This window comes from Pelagerythrobacter aerophilus, from assembly GCF_003581645.1.
In the GTDB taxonomy this organism is placed as follows: Bacteria; Pseudomonadota; Alphaproteobacteria; order Sphingomonadales; family Sphingomonadaceae; genus Pelagerythrobacter; species Pelagerythrobacter aerophilus.
Map to the genome: position 1 here is coordinate 133,666 of NZ_QXFK01000014.1, position 15,430 is coordinate 149,095.

Genomic DNA, 15,430 nt, shown 5'->3' on the forward strand with positions numbered 1-15,430 from the left:
CATGGACCAACAACGCGTCGTCGCGCTGGAAGGCGTGCACAATTTCCGCGATTACGGCGGCTATCCCGTCGCGGGCGGAGGCCGCCTGCGGAGCGGACTGCTTTATCGCTCGGGCCAGCATGTCGGCGCAAGCGACGCCGATCTCGTGAAGATCGAAGCGCTCGGGCTGCGCCATGTGATCGATTTTCGCGGCGCGAGCGAACGGCAAAGCTATCCCTGCCGCCGAGCCGACGGCTTCTGCGCCCAGGTCGTCGCTTATGAAGGCGAAACCGCCAACCTCGCGCCGCACGTGGAAGCCGCGGGCGGCGCACTGACGCGCGACGGGGCGCATCGGGCGATGGAGCGCATCTACCGCAACCTGCCCAACCGAGAGCCGGTCCTGTGGGTCATGCGGCAGTATTTCGCGACGCTCGCGCGGGGGCCGGACGAAGGGGGCGGACCGAGCCTCGTCCACTGCCTCGCGGGCAAGGACCGCACCGGCATGGCGGTGGCGCTGCTCCATCATGCGCTCGGCGTCCATCCCGACGATGCGATGGAGGACTTTCTCCTCACCAATGTCGCTGGGAATATCGAGGCGCGCATTGCTGCGGGAGGAGAGACGATCCGCGCGAAGTACGGCGCGGTCGACGACGACACGATCCGCATCCTGATGGGCGTCGACGCGCGCTATCTCCATGCCATGCGCAAAGCTGTGGAGGAGAAGCACGGCTCGCTCGACGCCTTCCTCGCCGATGTGCTGGAGGTGGACGACGCGCGGCGCGAGGCGCTGCGCTTGCATCTCGTCGAATCCTGACCCACCTCTGGGCTGGATCGTCAATCAGAACGGAATACCTCGCATGGCTACCCACCACACGAAGATGCTCATCATCGGCTCCGGGCCCGCCGGCTTCTCGGCCGCGATCTACGGCGCGCGCGCGCTGATGGAGCCGATCGTGGTGCAAGGCCTGCAACCGGGCGGGCAGCTCACGATCACCACCGACGTGGAGAACTATCCCGGCTTCAAGGACGTGATCCAGGGTCCGTGGCTGATGGAGCAGATGCAGGCCCAGGCCGAGCATGTCGGCACGCGGATGATGTGGGACACGATCGTCTCGGTCGAGATTGACAAGGGTCCCCCGTTCCGCGCGATCGGCGACAGCGGCGACGAATATATCGGCGATACGCTGGTGATCGCGACCGGCGCACAGGCCAAATGGCTTGGCGCTCCGGGCGAGCAGCAACTGGGCGGCAAGGGCGTTTCGGCCTGCGCGACCTGCGACGGGTTCTTCTACCGCGGCAAGAAAGTCGCGGTGATCGGCGGCGGCAACACCGCGGTCGAGGAAGCGCTCTATCTCACCAATCATTCGGATGACGTGACGCTGATCCACCGCCGCGACGAACTGCGCGCGGAGAAGATCCTGCAGGAACGGCTGTTCAAGTCGAACAAGATCTCGACGCTCTGGAACAAGACGGTGGTGAGCTTCGAAGGCGATCCGGCCGACGGCGGCCTGACGCATCTGGTGCTCACGGACACGGTGACCGGCGAGACCTCGACGCTGGAGGTCGATGGCGCGTTCGTCGCGATCGGCCACGCGCCCGCGACCGAGCTGTTCAAGGGCAAGCTCGAGATGGACGACAGCGGCTACCTGATCGTCGAGCCGGGCACGCCCAAGACGGCCATTCCAGGCGTCTTCGCCTGCGGCGATGTGATGGACCATACCTATCGCCAGGCGGTCACCGCAGCGGGCACCGGCTGCATGGCCGCTCTCGACGCCGAACGGTTCCTCGCGACGCTGGAGTTCGCGAAACAGGAAGCCGAAGCGGCGGAGTAGTGCGCTAGCCGCTACGGAGGAGCCCAAAAATTCCCGTCATCCCAGCAAGCGCTGGGGGCGCAGGCCGCCAAGTCGAACCTGCTGCAAGCGATCCCGGCTTTCGCTGGGATGACGGATCAAATAATGGGCTCAGACGAACTCGAACACCGCCATCGCTGCGTGCAGGATCAGCGCGATCAGCACCAGGCTCGACAGTGCAAACAGCACGAAGCGCACCATCACCTTGTTCGCGGTGGCCTGCACCAGCGAATGGATCACTCGTAAGCCGACGTAGATCCACGCCAGCAGCGCGTTCGTTCCGTCGCCCTGACCGATGATCGCGAGCACCAGCCCGACCGCGTAAAACACGGTCGGTGCTTCGTGCAGGTGGTTATAATTGTGCGCTTTCCACTGGACTTCGGGCGGTAGCGACCGGTCGAGCGAGGCGTCGGGATCGCGCGTCATCTGGTCGGGGTCGATCTTTGCGCGGCTCATCGCGGGAATACGCGTCACGTACATCCACAGCCACATCACCATAGTCCACGCCATCAGTGCGACGAGCGGTTGCAGGATAGCCATTCCGATCATGCAGGAACTCCCGGGTCTGCAAAGAGTGTGAGCATCAGCAGGCGCACCGCGAGGACAAGGAGACATGCGGTCGAGATCACGAACAGCAGGAACCGCACGTTCACCTTGTTGACCGTCGCCTGCCACAGCGAGTGGATCACGCGGAGCGCGACGTAGCTCCAGGCGAACAGCACGTCGTGCTCATGCGGGCCGAGGATCGCGAGCATGACGACCACCGCGTAGAACAGCGTCGGCTGCTCGAGCAGGTGAGCATAGTTGTGCGACTTCCAGTTGATCCGGTCGTCGATCACGCCTTCGAGATCCTGCCCGCGGCCACCCGGCTTGGCGTTGGCCATTCCGCCGATCTTCGAAAGCGCCGGCAGCCGCGTGGCGGCCATCCAGACGAGCATGATCAGTGTCCACGCCACCAACACGGCGGCCGGTGCGAGAATGTCAGCCTGCATAGAAACTCCCCCTCCAGCGACCCGCCGCGAAACTGCGTTGCCGGACGGCAGAAGTCAAACGGCGAGAATCACGTTGTCCCTATCGTGGCGGCAAAGCTTTCCGGATCGCAGTTGCCGCCGGTCAGCATGATGACCGTGTCCCCGTCCGCCGGCACTTTCTCTGCGAGCACCGCCGCCAGCGCCGCCGCGCCGCCCGGTTCGACGACCAGCTTGAGCCGCGCGAAGGCGAAGCGCTGCGCGGCGCGCACTTCCTCGTCGGTCATGGCCACTCCCGCCTCGCTGCGACCGCGCAGCACATCGAGGTTGATCGGCTTCGTCGCGCTCGGCTGCAGCGCATCGCAGATGGTCTTCGGTGCATCGGGCGCGGCGTGGACGATTTCGCCCGCGGCGAGGCTTTGCCGGACCATATCCCAGCCGACCGGCTCAATCGGAACGATTTGGGCTGAAGGGCAGGCGAGTGCCAGTCCGGCGCTGAGGCCCCCGCCACCGCAGGGCACGACGAGGCGGGACGGCTCGCGGCCGAGTTGCACCGTGATTTCGATGCCCGCGCTGCCCTGGCCCTCGATCACCCACGGATCGGCGAACGCGTGGACCAGCACGGCGCCGCGCCGCTCGACCTCGCGTGCCGCGACTTCATCGCGATCCTCACCGGGACGGTCGTAGAGTACGATCTCGGCGCCCAACGCCCGGGTGGCTTCCAGCTTCACCTTCGGCGCGTCGCGGGGCATGACGATCACTGCGGCGATGCCAAGCCGCCTGGCTGCCCATGCAACGCCCTGCGCGTGATTGCCGCTCGAGACCGCGACCACGCCACGTGCGCGCTCCTTCTCGCCGAGATCGCTCAGCCGGTGCCAGGCGCCACGGATCTTGAACGCGCCGATGGGCTGTAGCACCTCGGCTTTCGCCCACAGGCGCGTGCCGCCGATCTCTAGCGGCAGCAGCGGGGTGGGCGGAAGGATTTCCGCGATCTTCGCGGCGGCGCGCAGCACGCCTTCGCGGGTCGGCTTTCGAATCGTCTCGTGGATCATGTTGCCCTGCTAGCGCATTTCCCTATGTGAGCCGTCGTTATTCGCGAGTCCCCGCGCAGGCGGGGACCTCGGGCAGACAGTGGACGACCAGGCGGCCCGAGGCCTCCGCCTTCGCGGAGGCTCATCAGCAGTAGGATTGGAGCAATTATGTCGAAAGTGCTGGTAATCGGTGCAGGTGGAGTCAGCTCCGTCTGCGTGCACAAAATGGCGATGAACCCGGACATCTTCAGCCAGATCCACCTCGCGAGCCGCACCAAAGCCAAGTGCGACGCGATCGCCGATTCGGTGAAGGAACGCACCGGTCAGCAGGTTGCGACCTATGAGATCGACGCCGAAGAAGTCCCGGCCATGGTCAATCTGATCCGCAAGATCGAGCCCAGCCTGGTGGTCAATCTCGCGCTGCCCTATCAGGATCTGCCGATCATGGACGCCTGTCTCGAGGCCGGCGTCGATTATCTCGATACCGCGAACTACGAGCCGAAGGACGAGGCGAAGTTCGAGTACAAGTGGCAGTGGGCCTACCACGACCGCTTCAAGGAAGCCGGGATCATGGCGCTGCTCGGCAGCGGCTTCGATCCGGGCGTGACCAGCGTCTTCACCATGTGGCTAAAGAAGCACAAGCTGAAGACCATCCGCCAGCTCGACATCCTCGACTGCAACGGCGGCGATCACGGCCAGCATTTCGCGACCAACTTCAATCCCGAAATCAACATCCGCGAGATCACCGCGCCGGCGCGCCACTGGGAGAACGGCAAGTTCGTCGAGACGCCGGCGCTGGGTGAAAAGGTCGAGTTCAACTTCGAGAGCGTCGGCCGGAAGAACATGTACATGATGTACCACGAGGAGCTGGAAAGCCTCGCGAAGTTCGTCCCCGAGCTGGAGCGGGCGCGCTTCTGGATGACTTTCGGCGACCAGTACATTACGCACCTGACCGTGCTGCAGAACGTCGGCATGACCTCGATCGAGCCGATCCGCTACCAGGGCAAGGACATCATCCCCCTCCAGTTCCTCGCCGCGGTCCTGCCGAAGCCGGAAACGCTGGGCGAGACGACCAAGGGCAAGACCAACATCGGCGTGATCGCGACCGGCGAGGCGCTCGACGGGTCGGGCGAGAAGACGTTCTACATCAACAATATCTGCGACCACGAGGATGCCTACGAAGAGACCGGCAACCAGGCGGTCAGCTACACCACCGGGGTCCCCGCGATGATCGGCAGCGCCATGGTGCTGCAGGGCACGTGGAAGGGGGAGGGCGTGTTCAACATGGAGCAGTTCGATCCCGATCCCTTCATGGACATGCTGAACGATCACGGCCTGCCTTGGAACGTGAAGGAACTCGACGGGCCGGTAGGCTTCTGACGGTGATCAGAGCCGCCCTGACCACGGCCGCGGCGCTGGTGGCAGCGTTCTGCCTCCCCGCGTCGGCGGCCGAGCCGCCCAGCGATCCCTACGCCCCGGCGCGCGAGATCGTCGCGGACATGAACCGGATCGTGACGCCCGACGGCGTTCAGGAGACCTTCGTGGCCACGCTGGGCGGCGCGAAGCAGGTCGTCAACGTTCGCGGAACCGACCGTGACAATCCGATCCTGGTCTTCGTCCACGGCGGGCCCGGCGCGGTGGAGATGCCGTTCGCCTGGACCTTCCAGCGTCCGTGGGAGGATTTCTTCACGGTGGTCCATTACGACCAGCGCGGCGCCGGCCGGTCCTATCCGCTCAACCCGCCGAAAGCGCTCGCCCCCACCATGACGCTGGAGCGCTACCGGGACGACGCCATCGAACTGATCGAGTTGCTGCAGGAGCGCTACGGCAAGCGCAAGGTCGTGCTGATGGGGCATAGCTGGGGCTCGTTCGTGGGGCTGGCGGTGGCTTTGGAGCGGCCGGATCTACTCCACGCCTATGTCGGGGTCGGGCAAGGCATCGATTTTCGCGAAGGCGAGAAGGCCGGCATGGCCTGGACGCGGGCCCAGGCGCTCGCGGCGGGGAACGAGGAGGCGGTTGCCGCGATCGATGCGCTCGCGCCCTATCCCATGGCGGGCCCGTTCACGATCGAGCAGGCCGACGGCTGGCGGAAGTACGCGATGCCGTACGGCTCGCTGCTGTACAACCGCCCCCCGGGGGAGACGCTCTACTTCCACCAGCCGCGCCTCTCGCCGCTCTACACCCCGGCGGATCGCAAGGCCTGGGGTGAGGGCAGCGTCTTCACCGTGACGACGCTCTGGCCGCGCCTGGCCGATGTCAGCTTCGCCGACGTCGATCGGGTCGAGGTGCCGCTGGTGTTTCTCCTCGGGCGGCACGATTACACCGTGCCATCGCCGGTCGCGGCTGAATGGTTCGAGGAAGTCGAGGCGCCTTCCAAGGAACTGATCTGGTTCGAGCATTCGGCGCATATGCCGATGTTCGAAGAACCCGGCCTGTTCCTCGCCGCGCTGCTGCGCGAAGTGGTTCCCCTGACCGGTGGCGGACAGGCCTCCGCAAACGTCGATCAGAAAGGTTCCTGAGCCGATGGAAACCAGAGCCGGCGATCCGGGCGCTTTCGCCCATTTCGATCTCCACCGTGTCGACAGCCCCGCGTTCGTCGTCGACGCGGCCAAGCTGCGCGCGAACCTGCAGGTGCTCGCGGACATTCGCGACGCCGCGGACATCAAGGTGCTTGCCGCGCTCAAGGCGTTCTCGATGTGGAGCGTCGCCTCGATCGTCGGCGAGTATCTCGACGGGGTGTGCACCTCGGGCCTGTGGGAAGCGCGGCTGGCGAGCGAGTTCTACGACGGTGAGATCGCGACCTACTCGGCCGCCTACAAGCCCGACGAACTGGAGGAAGTCTGCAGGCTCTCGGATCATGTGATCTTCAACTCGCCGGGCCAGCTCGAGCGCGCGGCGCTGATCCTCGAGCAGGCGCGGGCGAGCGGGCAGGACTTCGATGTGGGGCTGCGGCTCAATCCGCTGTGCCCCTGCGGCGAGGTGCCGCGCTACGACCCCTCTTCGCCCGGCTCGCGGCTCGGCTTTCCGATCGACCAACTCACGCCCGAGGTCATGGAGCAGGTCGACGGCATCCACTTTCACAACTTGTGCGAGCAGGACTTCGACCCGCTCCGGCGCACCTGGGACAAGGTGTTCGACGCGATCGAGCCGTGGTTCGGGCAGCTCAAGTGGATCAACATGGGCGGCGGGCACCACATCACCCGTGCCGATTATCAGCGCGAGGAACTGGTCGAGTTCCTGCGGGATGCGAAGGAGGATACCGGGGCTGAGATCTACCTCGAGCCGGGCGAAGCCGTGGCGCTCGATGCCGGGATCCTCGTGGGAACGATCCTCGATTCGATGTGGAACGGAATGCCGCTTGCGGTGATGGACATCTCCGCCACTTGCCACATGCCGGACGTGATCGAGGCGCCTTACCGACCGGCAATGCTGCACGAGGAAGCCGCAGGCGAGGGCGATCCCGTCCGCCTCGGCGGGCCATCCTGCCTCGCGGGCGACGTGATCGGCGATTATCGCCTGCCCGTGCCCTGCGAGCCGGGCCAGCGAATCGCCTTCCTCGATCAGGCCCACTATTCGATGGTGAAGACCAACACCTTCAACGGCGTCCAATTGCCTTCTATCTGGCTCTGGGACAGTGAAACCGACGCGCTCGATCAGGTGAAGAGCTTTGACTACGAAGATTTTCGCGACCGGTTGAGTTAGCGGGGGTTGGCGGGGCTGACGGTCCGTGGAAGGATCGCCGCGAGACGTTTGGGGGAATGCCGGTGCGAAAATTCCATCTTCTTGTCGCGTCAATCGTACTCGCGGGCGGGAACGTGGCGGCTGCACCGGCGGCACGGGCTCAGGGCTATTCGGCCGAACGCCTGGTGAAGTCGGTCGATCTCGACGATCTCAAGGCGATCGTCGAATCGCTCGGCCATCGCGTCAGCGAACAGGGGAAATTCGGCGATGTCAGCCTCTCCGCGACCGATGCCCAGGAGACTAACTACATCCTCATCGGAACCGCCTGCAACGCCAACGGAGTTCCCGGATGCCAGGGCGTGATGATGCAGGTCCGGTTCGACCCGGATGAGAGTGTCGATGCCGAAAGCCTCGCGCGGGCCAATTTGTCGCAGGCAGCCGTCAACACCTGGCGCGACCCGGCGAACGGTACGATCGGCGTCACTCGCTACGTCGTGCTGGACCATGGGATCACGATGGCGAACTTGCGGGAAAACGTGAACGTCCTCCTCTCGCTCACGCCCAGTGTGGTGGATGCGCTCCTCGATAAATAAATCCGCACGGATCGTCCCGCCGCACCCCCGTTTCGTCCCCTCTTCGGTTGCGGGGAAAAGCGCGAGTTTTCACTTGCGGTTCACGCTGCGAAGCTTATAGGCGCACCCCGCTGCCCCAAGGGGACTTCCTAACCGCAAGGCAGCCTCGTTCGAACTTAACCGTTTGGGGGTCCCTTGAGTTGCACATCCATCCTGACGCCCGGTCTGTAGTTCGCGCTCTCGCGCCGGACGAGCCGGTTATCCTCAATCGCCCGCATGCTGCGGAGCGCGCAGCGCGTTTCTTCGTCGAGAAGTTTCCGGGCAGGTCGCTCTACGCGGTGAAGGCCAATCCTTCGCCCGACCTGCTGCAGGTCCTGTGGAACGGCGGAGTGACGCACTTCGACGTCGCCTCGATCGCAGAGGTGCGCCTGGTGCGCGCCATGCTGCCCGAAGCGACGCTGTGCTTCATGCATCCGGTGAAGACGCCGCGCGCGATTCGCGAGGCCTACTTCGACCATGGGGTGAAGACCTTCAGCCTCGATACGATCGAGGAACTGGCCAAGATCGTCGAGGCGACAACCGCTGAGGACGGCACACATGCGGCCGACCTGCGGCTGCTGGTGCGCCTGCGCGTCTCGTCCGACTATTCCGAGCTCAGCCTTGCCTCGAAGTTCGGCGTCGATCTGGTCGACGCTGCGCCGCTGCTCCAGGCGACTCGCCAGCATTGCGACTGGCTGGGTGTGTGCTTCCATGTCGGTAGCCAGGCCATGACGCCTTTTGCCTATGTCCAGGCGCTGGAGCGCGTGCGCGCCGCGGTGGCGGAGGCGAGTGTGGTGATCGACGTGGTCGACGTCGGCGGCGGCTTCCCGTCGGTCTATCCGGACATGGAGCCCCCGCCGCTGGAGGATTACTTCGAAGTCATCCATCGCCACTTCGAGAACCTGCCGATCGCCTATAACGCCGAGCTGTGGTGCGAGCCCGGCCGCGCGCTTTGTGCCGAGTATTCCTCGGTCGTGGTGCGGGTCGAGAAGCGCCGCGGGGACGAGCTCTACATCAACGACGGGGCGTACGGCGCGCTGTTCGATGCGGCGCATGTCGACTGGCGTTTCCCGGTTGCGACTCTCGAGGACGACTTGCGCGATCCGCTGCAGGAATTCGCCTTCTACGGGCCGACCTGCGACGATGCCGATTATATGAAGGGCCCCTTCATGCTCCCCGGCGACATCCAGGCAGGCGACTATATCGAGATCGGCATGCTCGGCGCCTATGGTGCGGCGATGAAGACCGGCTTCAATGGCTTCGGCAACGCGCAGCAGATCGTGGTGGGCGACGAGCCTATGGCGAGCCTCTACCGCGGCGATCGCGAGCGTCCGGTGACCGACAACGTGGTGAGCCTGCGCTGAGCAGGCTTCTGCCCCGCGCGACCGGCTACGGCCTCGCGCGGGGGAGACAGGCCCCTACGGACGGGTCGGTGAAGATCCGGCAGTCGAAGTAGATCGCCTCGGCATTGCCATTCCGCGCTGGCAGGAAGCTGAAGCGAAGGGCACGGCGTGCTTCGCCGGTCAGTGGCAGCTGGGCCGGAATCGCCGCCGCATCATCCCAGCCATAGACTTGGCAATAGGCGTCGCCCGGGCACAGGGCGCGGGCGCGCTCCACCAGCGTCTGCGGCGCATCCCCGCGCGCGACGAGCACGAAATGGACGCCTGGCGCGGGAGAGTCGGGAGATGCGTCCGATGCCTCCGCTGCTCCAGCCGGAGGCTCCTCCGACCCGGTCCCGCCCGGTGTGGTGATCGTACGAACCGCCGTTCCCTGTTCGGCAAGCCGGGGGAGGAGCAGATCCGCCGGTCGGTCGATCTCCTGCGCTGTCCTCCGCAGCGTCAGCGGGTCGGGTTCGCCGCCCGTGTAACGCGCGGACAGCGCCGCGCCGCTCCCCCACCAGCCGCGCCAGCGGAAGAACAGGTGCGGCCCGACCGCGGCTATCTTGTCCAGTTCGCCGCTCCAGGCCGGATAGACGTAATCTGCGTGGTAGTGCGTTGCCGTTCCGACAGGCGGGTGGACGTACCCCCCCAGCGCCTCCTCCGCCCGCTGTCGCGCCGCTCGCCACAGGTCGTCGGAATAGCGGCGGGCGAGAGAGCCGTCGCAGGTGAAGGTGAACTGGCATCCGGTTGGCCGCTCGGACCCCTGAAAAACCACGCCGCACACCGTGTTCGCGAAGGCCGGATGGCGCACCCGGTTGAGGATCACCTGCATCACCGCGCGCTGGTCGGCCTCGCCTCCACCGGCCTCGGCCATCGCGGCAAGCGCAAGACAGTCGCGCGCCCGGACACGGTCTGCGGAGGTGCCCTGAAAGGCGAAAGGCCGAGCGGCGGCCGGATCGGTGTCGGCAAAGGGAACGGCGGCGTTGCGCGCCCGCGCATCCTCGGCGGGAAGCGTGGAGAGGATCGTGCCTTCGTCCTCGGCGCTGGCGGGCAGGGCATCGAGCGGCGGGGTGACTGCGGGGGGAGGCGCCGTGACCGCCGGTTGATCAGCTATGCCGAACAGCGCCAGCGCCGCGAAGGCGAGCGCGAGAATTGCGGAGACCGCATAGAGAGGGGCGTTCTCGCGCCACTGCCGGGATTGGCTCTCGTCCATTGCCGCTATCTAGCGTCGCAGGCGGCGGTGACCAGTGGCAGCGCTCAGGCTGCCCGTGCGAGCTCCAGCTCGAGACGGTCCCAGATCTCCACCAGCGCGGTGGTCAGATCGTCCATCATCGCTTCGGTGTGCGTCGGGCCGGGGGTGAAGCGCAGCCGCTCGGTGCCGCGCGGCACGGTCGGGAAGTTGATCGGCTGCACATAGGCGCCGTACTCGGCGAGCAGAATGTCGCTGATTTTCTTCGCGCGCACCGGATCGCCGACCATCAGCGGCACGATGTGCGTCTGGCTCGGCATGACCGGCAGACCGGCAGCGGCGAACTTCGCCTTGAGCAGCGCGGCGTTGCGCTGCTGCGCCTCGCGTTCCTCGTTCGATTCCTTGAGGTGCCGCACCGCCGCGAGCACGCCCGCGACGAGAACGGGGCTGAGCGAGGTCGTGAAGATGAACCCGGGCGCATAGCTGCGGATGCAGTCGATCACGCGCGTGTCGGCCGCGATATAGCCGCCCATGACGCCGAACGCCTTGCCCAGCGTGCCTTCGATGATGTCGATCCGGTGCGCGGCCTCGTCACGCTCCGAAATTCCGCCGCCGCGCTTGCCGTACATGCCGACGGCGTGGACCTCATCGATATAGGTCAGCGCGTTGTATTTCTCGGCAAGGTCGCAGATCGCGTGGATCGGCGCGATGTCCGCGTCCATCGAATAGACGCTCTCGAACGCGATCAGCTTGGGCGTCTCGGGCGCTTCGGCTGCAAGCAGCTCTTCCAGATGCTCGAGATCGTTGTGGCGGAAGACGCGCTTCTCGCAGCCCGAGTTGCGGATGCCGGCGATCATGCTCGCGTGGTTGAGCTCGTCGGAGAAGATCACGCAGCCGGGCAACAGCTTCGCCAGGGTTGAGAGTGTCGCGTCGTTGGAGACATAGCCGCTGGTGAACAGCAGTGCACCGTCCTTGCCGTGCAGGTCGGCGAGTTCGCGCTCGAGCTGGACGTGGAAGTGCGTGTTGCCGCCGATGTTGCGGGTGCCGCCCGAGCCGGCGCCGACATCGTGCAGCGCCTCTTCCATCGCCGCGATGACTTTCGGGTGCTGGCCCATCGAGAGGTAATCGTTCGAGCACCAGACGGTGATCGGCTTCGGCCCATTGTGCCCGGCGAAGCAGCGCGCGTTGGGGAAGGTGCCCTTGTTGCGCATGATATCGATGAAGACGCGGTAACGGCCTTCCGAGTGCAGGCGGTCGATCGCCTGATCGAAGATCTGATTGTAATTCATCGCACGCTCGCGCCTCGCCGTCCGATCCCGGCCGTTCCGAGCGGGCATTTAGGCCGCTCCCGCTTGTATTTCCACCGCGATCTTTGCGAGCGATTCGCAGCTAGAATTTATCGAGGCGCTCGATCCCGCAAGCGCGGAACGCCCCGGCTAGCGACTCGAACCGCTCGATCGGCCCGGTGGTGACGGCGCGATCCGGTTCGCTCCGCGCCATGGGCTGCCCCGCGACGAGGTGTGCGATCCGGCGTGCGATGCCCTGGGCGCCGTCGACGAACTTCACCCCTGGGCCGAACGCGTCCCCCAGCTCCGCCTGCAGGAGCGGGAAATGGGTGCAAGCAAGCACAACGGTGTCGATCTCGTCCCCGCCGGGCTGCCTGCGAAGCCCTGCCACGGCCTCGTCGATCGCCGCGGGATCGACCGGGCGCCCGCGCAACTTGGCCTCCGCCGCATCCACCAGACCGGGCGCAGCGTGCCGCAGCAACGTCTTGGCGTCCGCGAACTGTGCTTCGAGATTGTCCACATAGGCCTGACGGATCGTCGCCGCAGTGCCGAGCAATCCGATCGTGCCGCTGCGCGTTTCGCTGGCTGCGGGCTTGATCGCGGGCACCGTCCCGACGATCGGGATTTCGAGCACCTCGCGCACCATGCCGAGCGCGATCGTGCTCGCGGTGTTGCAGGCAATGCAGATCAGCCGCGGGTTCCAGCGCTCCGCCATTCGCCCGAGCAGCCCGCAGACTCGCGCCGCGACTTCGGCCTCGCTCTTGGTGCCATAGGGCAGGCCGGCGAGATCCGCGGCGTAGATCACCGGCGCCTGCGGCAGCGTCTTGCGCACCTCCGCCAGCACACTGAGCCCGCCGACACCGGAATCGAACAGCAGGATAGGGGATGAATCGTCCAAGGAACCATTTCCGTTCGGGCCGCGCTTGTCGAAGCCCCGCTTTTTCTTCTAGCGCCGTAGAAGAGAGAACGGCCCTTCGACAAGCTCAGGGCAAACGGTTATCTGCTGCTGAAGGGAGGGGCGCTGCCATGGACGTGACCACCGATACCTTGCTTGCCGCGCTGCTCGGCTACTTGTGCGGCTCGATTCCCTTCGGGCTGATTCTCGCGCGGCTCGCCGGGCTGGGCGACGTGCGCAAGATCGGCAGCGGCAATATCGGCGCGACCAACGTGCTGCGCACCGGCAACAAGGCGGTCGCCGCAGCCACCCTGCTGCTCGATCTCGCCAAGGGGTTTGTGGCAGTGCTGCTCGCCGTGCACCTGCTTACAGGGCCAAGCGAGATGCCCGGTGCCGCCCTCGCTCCGGCGCCCGTGGCCGCGGTTTTCGCAGTGCTCGGCCACTGTTTCCCGGTCTGGCTCGGGTTCAAGGGAGGGAAGGGCGTTGCGACCAATGCCGGCGTCAGCTTCGGCCTCGCTTGGCCGATCGGCCTCGCCTACGCGCTTGTGTGGCTCGGCGTGCTGGGGCTGAGCCGGATCAGCTCGCTTGCGGGGATGAGCGCGGTGGTCGCTGCGGCCATCGTCGCCGCTGTGCTCGGTCACACCGCCTACGTCCCCGCGCTGGTGCTGATCGCGCTGATCGTGATCTGGCTCCACCGCGAGAACCTCAAGCGCCTGGCGAACGGCACCGAGCCGAAAGTCGGTTCCAAGGGGTGACCGCGCTTTCCCAGTCCGAGGCGTTCGCGCGCATCCGGCTGCTGCGGTCGCCGAATATCGGGCCGGTATCCTACGCTCAACTGCTGGCGCGGTTCGGAGAGGCCGAGGCGGCGCTCGAGGCGCTGCCTGCCCTCGGCAAGCGTGGCGGGCGCGAATATCGCGCGGCCCCTGCCGGGCGCATAGAGCGCGAAATCGACGCCGCGCGCTCGGTCGGCGCGCGCTACCTGTTCCACGACCAGCCAGGCTATCCATCGCTGCTCGCCGAAATCGAGAGCGCTCCGCCGATCCTGATCTACCGGGGCGACCTTACGCTCGCCGAGAGACCCTGTGTCGCCATGGTCGGCGCGCGCAACGCCTCTGCCGCGGCGGTCAAGCTGGCGCGCGATTTCGCGGCAGCCTTGGCGGAGGCGGGTTTCGTCGTCGTCTCGGGCCTTGCGCGGGGTATCGATGGCGCCGCGCATCGCGGTGCGCTGCCTGCGACGATCGGCGTGATCGCGAGCGGCATCGACATCGCCTATCCGCCTCAGCACGCCAACCTGCAGGAGGAGATCGCGAGCACCGGCCTCCTTCTTGCCGAGCAGCCACCCGGCACCGAGCCGCGCGGCAGCCATTTCCCGAGCCGCAACCGCATCATTGCCGGTCTTGCGGCGGGAACGCTGGTGGTGGAAGCCGCACCGAAGTCCGGCTCGCTGATCACGGCGCGGCTCGCCGGCGAGGCCGGGCGCGAGGTCATGGCGATCCCCGGCAGCCCGCTCGATGCGCGTTCGCAAGGCTGCAACCAGCTGATCCGCGACGGCGCGGTGCTGGTGCAGGCAGCAGACGACGTTGTCGAACTCCTCAGCGGTTTCGACGGCACGCCGCGCTCGACGTTCCGCGAAGCCGCGCCCGACAGGGGCTATGCGTCCGACGATTTCGAAGACGCCGAACCGGCCGACATCTCGGACCTGCTCACCACCGCGCCGGTGCCGGTCGACGAACTGGTGCGGCAGTCCGGCGCCGGACCTGCGGCGGTGCAGATGGCATTGCTGGAGCTTGAGATTGTCGGCCGATTGCAGCGACATGCGGGCGGGCGGGTGAGTTTGGTTCGATGAGCATTCTATCAATCGCTGAGAGCAGATCTTTAGAAACGTTGGAGTTCCTCTTCAGCGAACAGAAACGGCTTGCTCGGGCGGGCTGGGCATACATCGCGGCCTATCTGATCGTGTGCACCGGACCGTACATTTATCTCGATCTTTACGCGTACGAGAAGGATGGGCTTTACGCTTTACTCGGCCTGCTTTCGTGGGCGCTGGGTTATGTTCTTTTTGTGGGTTTGATGAAAAAGGGTGGATATCTTGCAGGGGGAAAGAAAACAGGCATCGGGACCTATTTCGTGCTGGGAGTCGCCATAGGAATACCCGTGGTCCTCGCCCTTGTAGTATTCGTCTTGCCGGGCCTCTATTTGCTGATGAGATGGTTGCCTGCATATTCGCGAGCGCTTGTGACAAGCGACGGATTCGGCAACGCCATGCGCTGGAGTTGGCAAAATACCGAGCCCTTTCAAAAGTCGCTCAGCCTTGCGATGATAGCTCCATTGTCAGGTTATGGCGTCTCAATGGGCATGTGGCTTGGCTACGACTTCTTCTACGACCATTTCGACTGGACCGCGTATGTGGTGGCTGCCGTCGTATGGAACGGAGCTATGGCACTTGGCATTGCATGGTTGACGACATTTGGGATCGCCGCTTTCGGGATGCTTACCGCCCAAAAAAGCGACTTGGACGCTGTCTTTCGATGACCGCTTGACGAACCTGTTTTGCCCACCCC

At 65.6% G+C, this 15,430-nt stretch carries 16 protein-coding genes; 10 read left to right on the plus strand and 6 right to left on the minus strand.

Going from position 1 to position 15,430, the window contains the following annotated elements; translation table 11 throughout:
* The first annotated feature begins 1 nt into the window (after nt 1).
* Both D2V04_RS04485 and trxB read left to right on the plus strand, forming a co-directional pair.
* A complete protein-coding gene (locus D2V04_RS04485) occupies nt 2–793 on the plus strand; it encodes a tyrosine-protein phosphatase (protein ID WP_119512096.1) in 792 nt (263 codons plus the stop codon).
* A 43-nt stretch (nt 794–836) separates the two neighbouring features.
* Entirely contained in the window at nt 837–1,811 is a 975-nt protein-coding gene (gene trxB / locus D2V04_RS04490) for a thioredoxin-disulfide reductase (protein ID WP_119512097.1), read from the plus strand.
* A 129-nt stretch (nt 1,812–1,940) separates the two neighbouring features.
* Here trxB and D2V04_RS04495 read toward each other — a convergent pair whose 3' ends face one another.
* The 3 genes from D2V04_RS04495 to D2V04_RS04505 all read right to left on the minus strand — a co-directional run bounded on the left by D2V04_RS04495 (nt 1,941) and on the right by D2V04_RS04505 (nt 3,849).
* Entirely contained in the window at nt 1,941–2,378 is a 438-nt protein-coding gene (locus tag D2V04_RS04495; protein WP_119512098.1) for an MAPEG family protein, read from the minus strand.
* Entirely contained in the window at nt 2,375–2,821 is a 447-nt protein-coding gene (locus D2V04_RS04500) for an MAPEG family protein (RefSeq protein WP_119512099.1), read from the minus strand. Before D2V04_RS04500 ends, D2V04_RS04495 begins: the two co-directional genes overlap by 4 nt.
* Nucleotides 2,822–2,889: 68 nt before the next feature.
* A complete protein-coding gene (locus tag D2V04_RS04505) occupies nt 2,890–3,849 on the minus strand; it encodes a threonine ammonia-lyase (protein ID WP_119512100.1) in 960 nt (319 codons plus the stop codon).
* A gap of 147 nt (nt 3,850–3,996) precedes the next feature.
* On the opposite strand from D2V04_RS04505, the gene D2V04_RS04510 reads away from it, so the two are divergent.
* The 5 genes from D2V04_RS04510 (at nt 3,997) to D2V04_RS04530 (ending at nt 9,484) form a co-directional block, all read left to right on the plus strand.
* Nucleotides 3,997–5,208 carry a saccharopine dehydrogenase family protein gene (locus D2V04_RS04510; RefSeq protein WP_119512101.1) on the plus strand — a complete coding sequence of 404 codons (1,212 nt, stop codon included), beginning with the start codon at nt 3,997–3,999 and terminating at the stop codon, nt 5,206–5,208.
* A 2-nt stretch (nt 5,209–5,210) separates the two neighbouring features.
* Nucleotides 5,211–6,347: an alpha/beta fold hydrolase gene (locus D2V04_RS04515; RefSeq protein ID WP_228766264.1), complete on the plus strand. Its 1,137-nt coding sequence runs from the start codon at nt 5,211–5,213 to the stop codon at nt 6,345–6,347.
* Nucleotides 6,348–6,351: 4 nt separating this feature from the next.
* Nucleotides 6,352–7,530, plus strand: coding sequence for a carboxynorspermidine decarboxylase (locus D2V04_RS04520; RefSeq protein ID WP_119512102.1), 1,179 nt, complete (start codon nt 6,352–6,354; stop codon nt 7,528–7,530).
* A gap of 113 nt (nt 7,531–7,643) precedes the next feature.
* Nucleotides 7,644–8,102, plus strand: a complete 459-nt coding sequence (locus D2V04_RS04525) for a type III secretion system chaperone family protein (RefSeq protein ID WP_182849659.1) — start codon at nt 7,644–7,646, stop codon at nt 8,100–8,102.
* Between the two features lie 179 nt (nt 8,103–8,281).
* The gene (locus D2V04_RS04530; RefSeq protein ID WP_119512104.1) at nt 8,282–9,484 is read left to right on the plus strand and encodes a type III PLP-dependent enzyme domain-containing protein; all 1,203 of its coding nucleotides are present in this window, start codon (nt 8,282–8,284) and stop codon (nt 9,482–9,484) included.
* A gap of 25 nt (nt 9,485–9,509) precedes the next feature.
* Here D2V04_RS04530 and D2V04_RS04535 read toward each other — a convergent pair whose 3' ends face one another.
* From D2V04_RS04535 to murI, 3 genes are all read right to left on the minus strand, one after another.
* The gene (locus tag D2V04_RS04535) at nt 9,510–10,712 is read right to left on the minus strand and encodes a cell wall hydrolase (protein ID WP_119512105.1); all 1,203 of its coding nucleotides are present in this window, start codon (nt 10,710–10,712) and stop codon (nt 9,510–9,512) included.
* Nucleotides 10,713–10,756: 44 nt separating this feature from the next.
* Nucleotides 10,757–11,977, minus strand: a complete 1,221-nt coding sequence (gene hemA, locus D2V04_RS04540; RefSeq protein ID WP_119512106.1) for a 5-aminolevulinate synthase — start codon at nt 11,975–11,977, stop codon at nt 10,757–10,759.
* Nucleotides 11,978–12,077: 100 nt separating this feature from the next.
* Nucleotides 12,078–12,872 carry a glutamate racemase gene (murI, locus tag D2V04_RS04545; RefSeq protein ID WP_119512107.1) on the minus strand — a complete coding sequence of 265 codons (795 nt, stop codon included), beginning with the start codon at nt 12,870–12,872 and terminating at the stop codon, nt 12,078–12,080.
* A 128-nt stretch (nt 12,873–13,000) separates the two neighbouring features.
* Here murI and plsY point away from each other — a divergent pair, with 128 nt between their 5' ends.
* From plsY to D2V04_RS04560, 3 genes are read left to right on the plus strand one after another with little or no spacing between them, the layout of a single operon-like run.
* The gene (plsY, locus tag D2V04_RS04550) at nt 13,001–13,624 is read left to right on the plus strand and encodes a glycerol-3-phosphate 1-O-acyltransferase PlsY (RefSeq protein WP_119512108.1); all 624 of its coding nucleotides are present in this window, start codon (nt 13,001–13,003) and stop codon (nt 13,622–13,624) included.
* Nucleotides 13,621–14,715, plus strand: coding sequence for a DNA-processing protein DprA (dprA, locus tag D2V04_RS04555; protein ID WP_119512109.1), 1,095 nt, complete (start codon nt 13,621–13,623; stop codon nt 14,713–14,715). The genes plsY and dprA overlap by 4 nt, the downstream gene beginning before the upstream one ends.
* A complete protein-coding gene (locus D2V04_RS04560; protein ID WP_119512110.1) occupies nt 14,712–15,401 on the plus strand; it encodes a hypothetical protein in 690 nt (229 codons plus the stop codon). Before dprA ends, D2V04_RS04560 begins: the two co-directional genes overlap by 4 nt.
* Nucleotides 15,402–15,430: the final 29 nt, after the last annotated feature.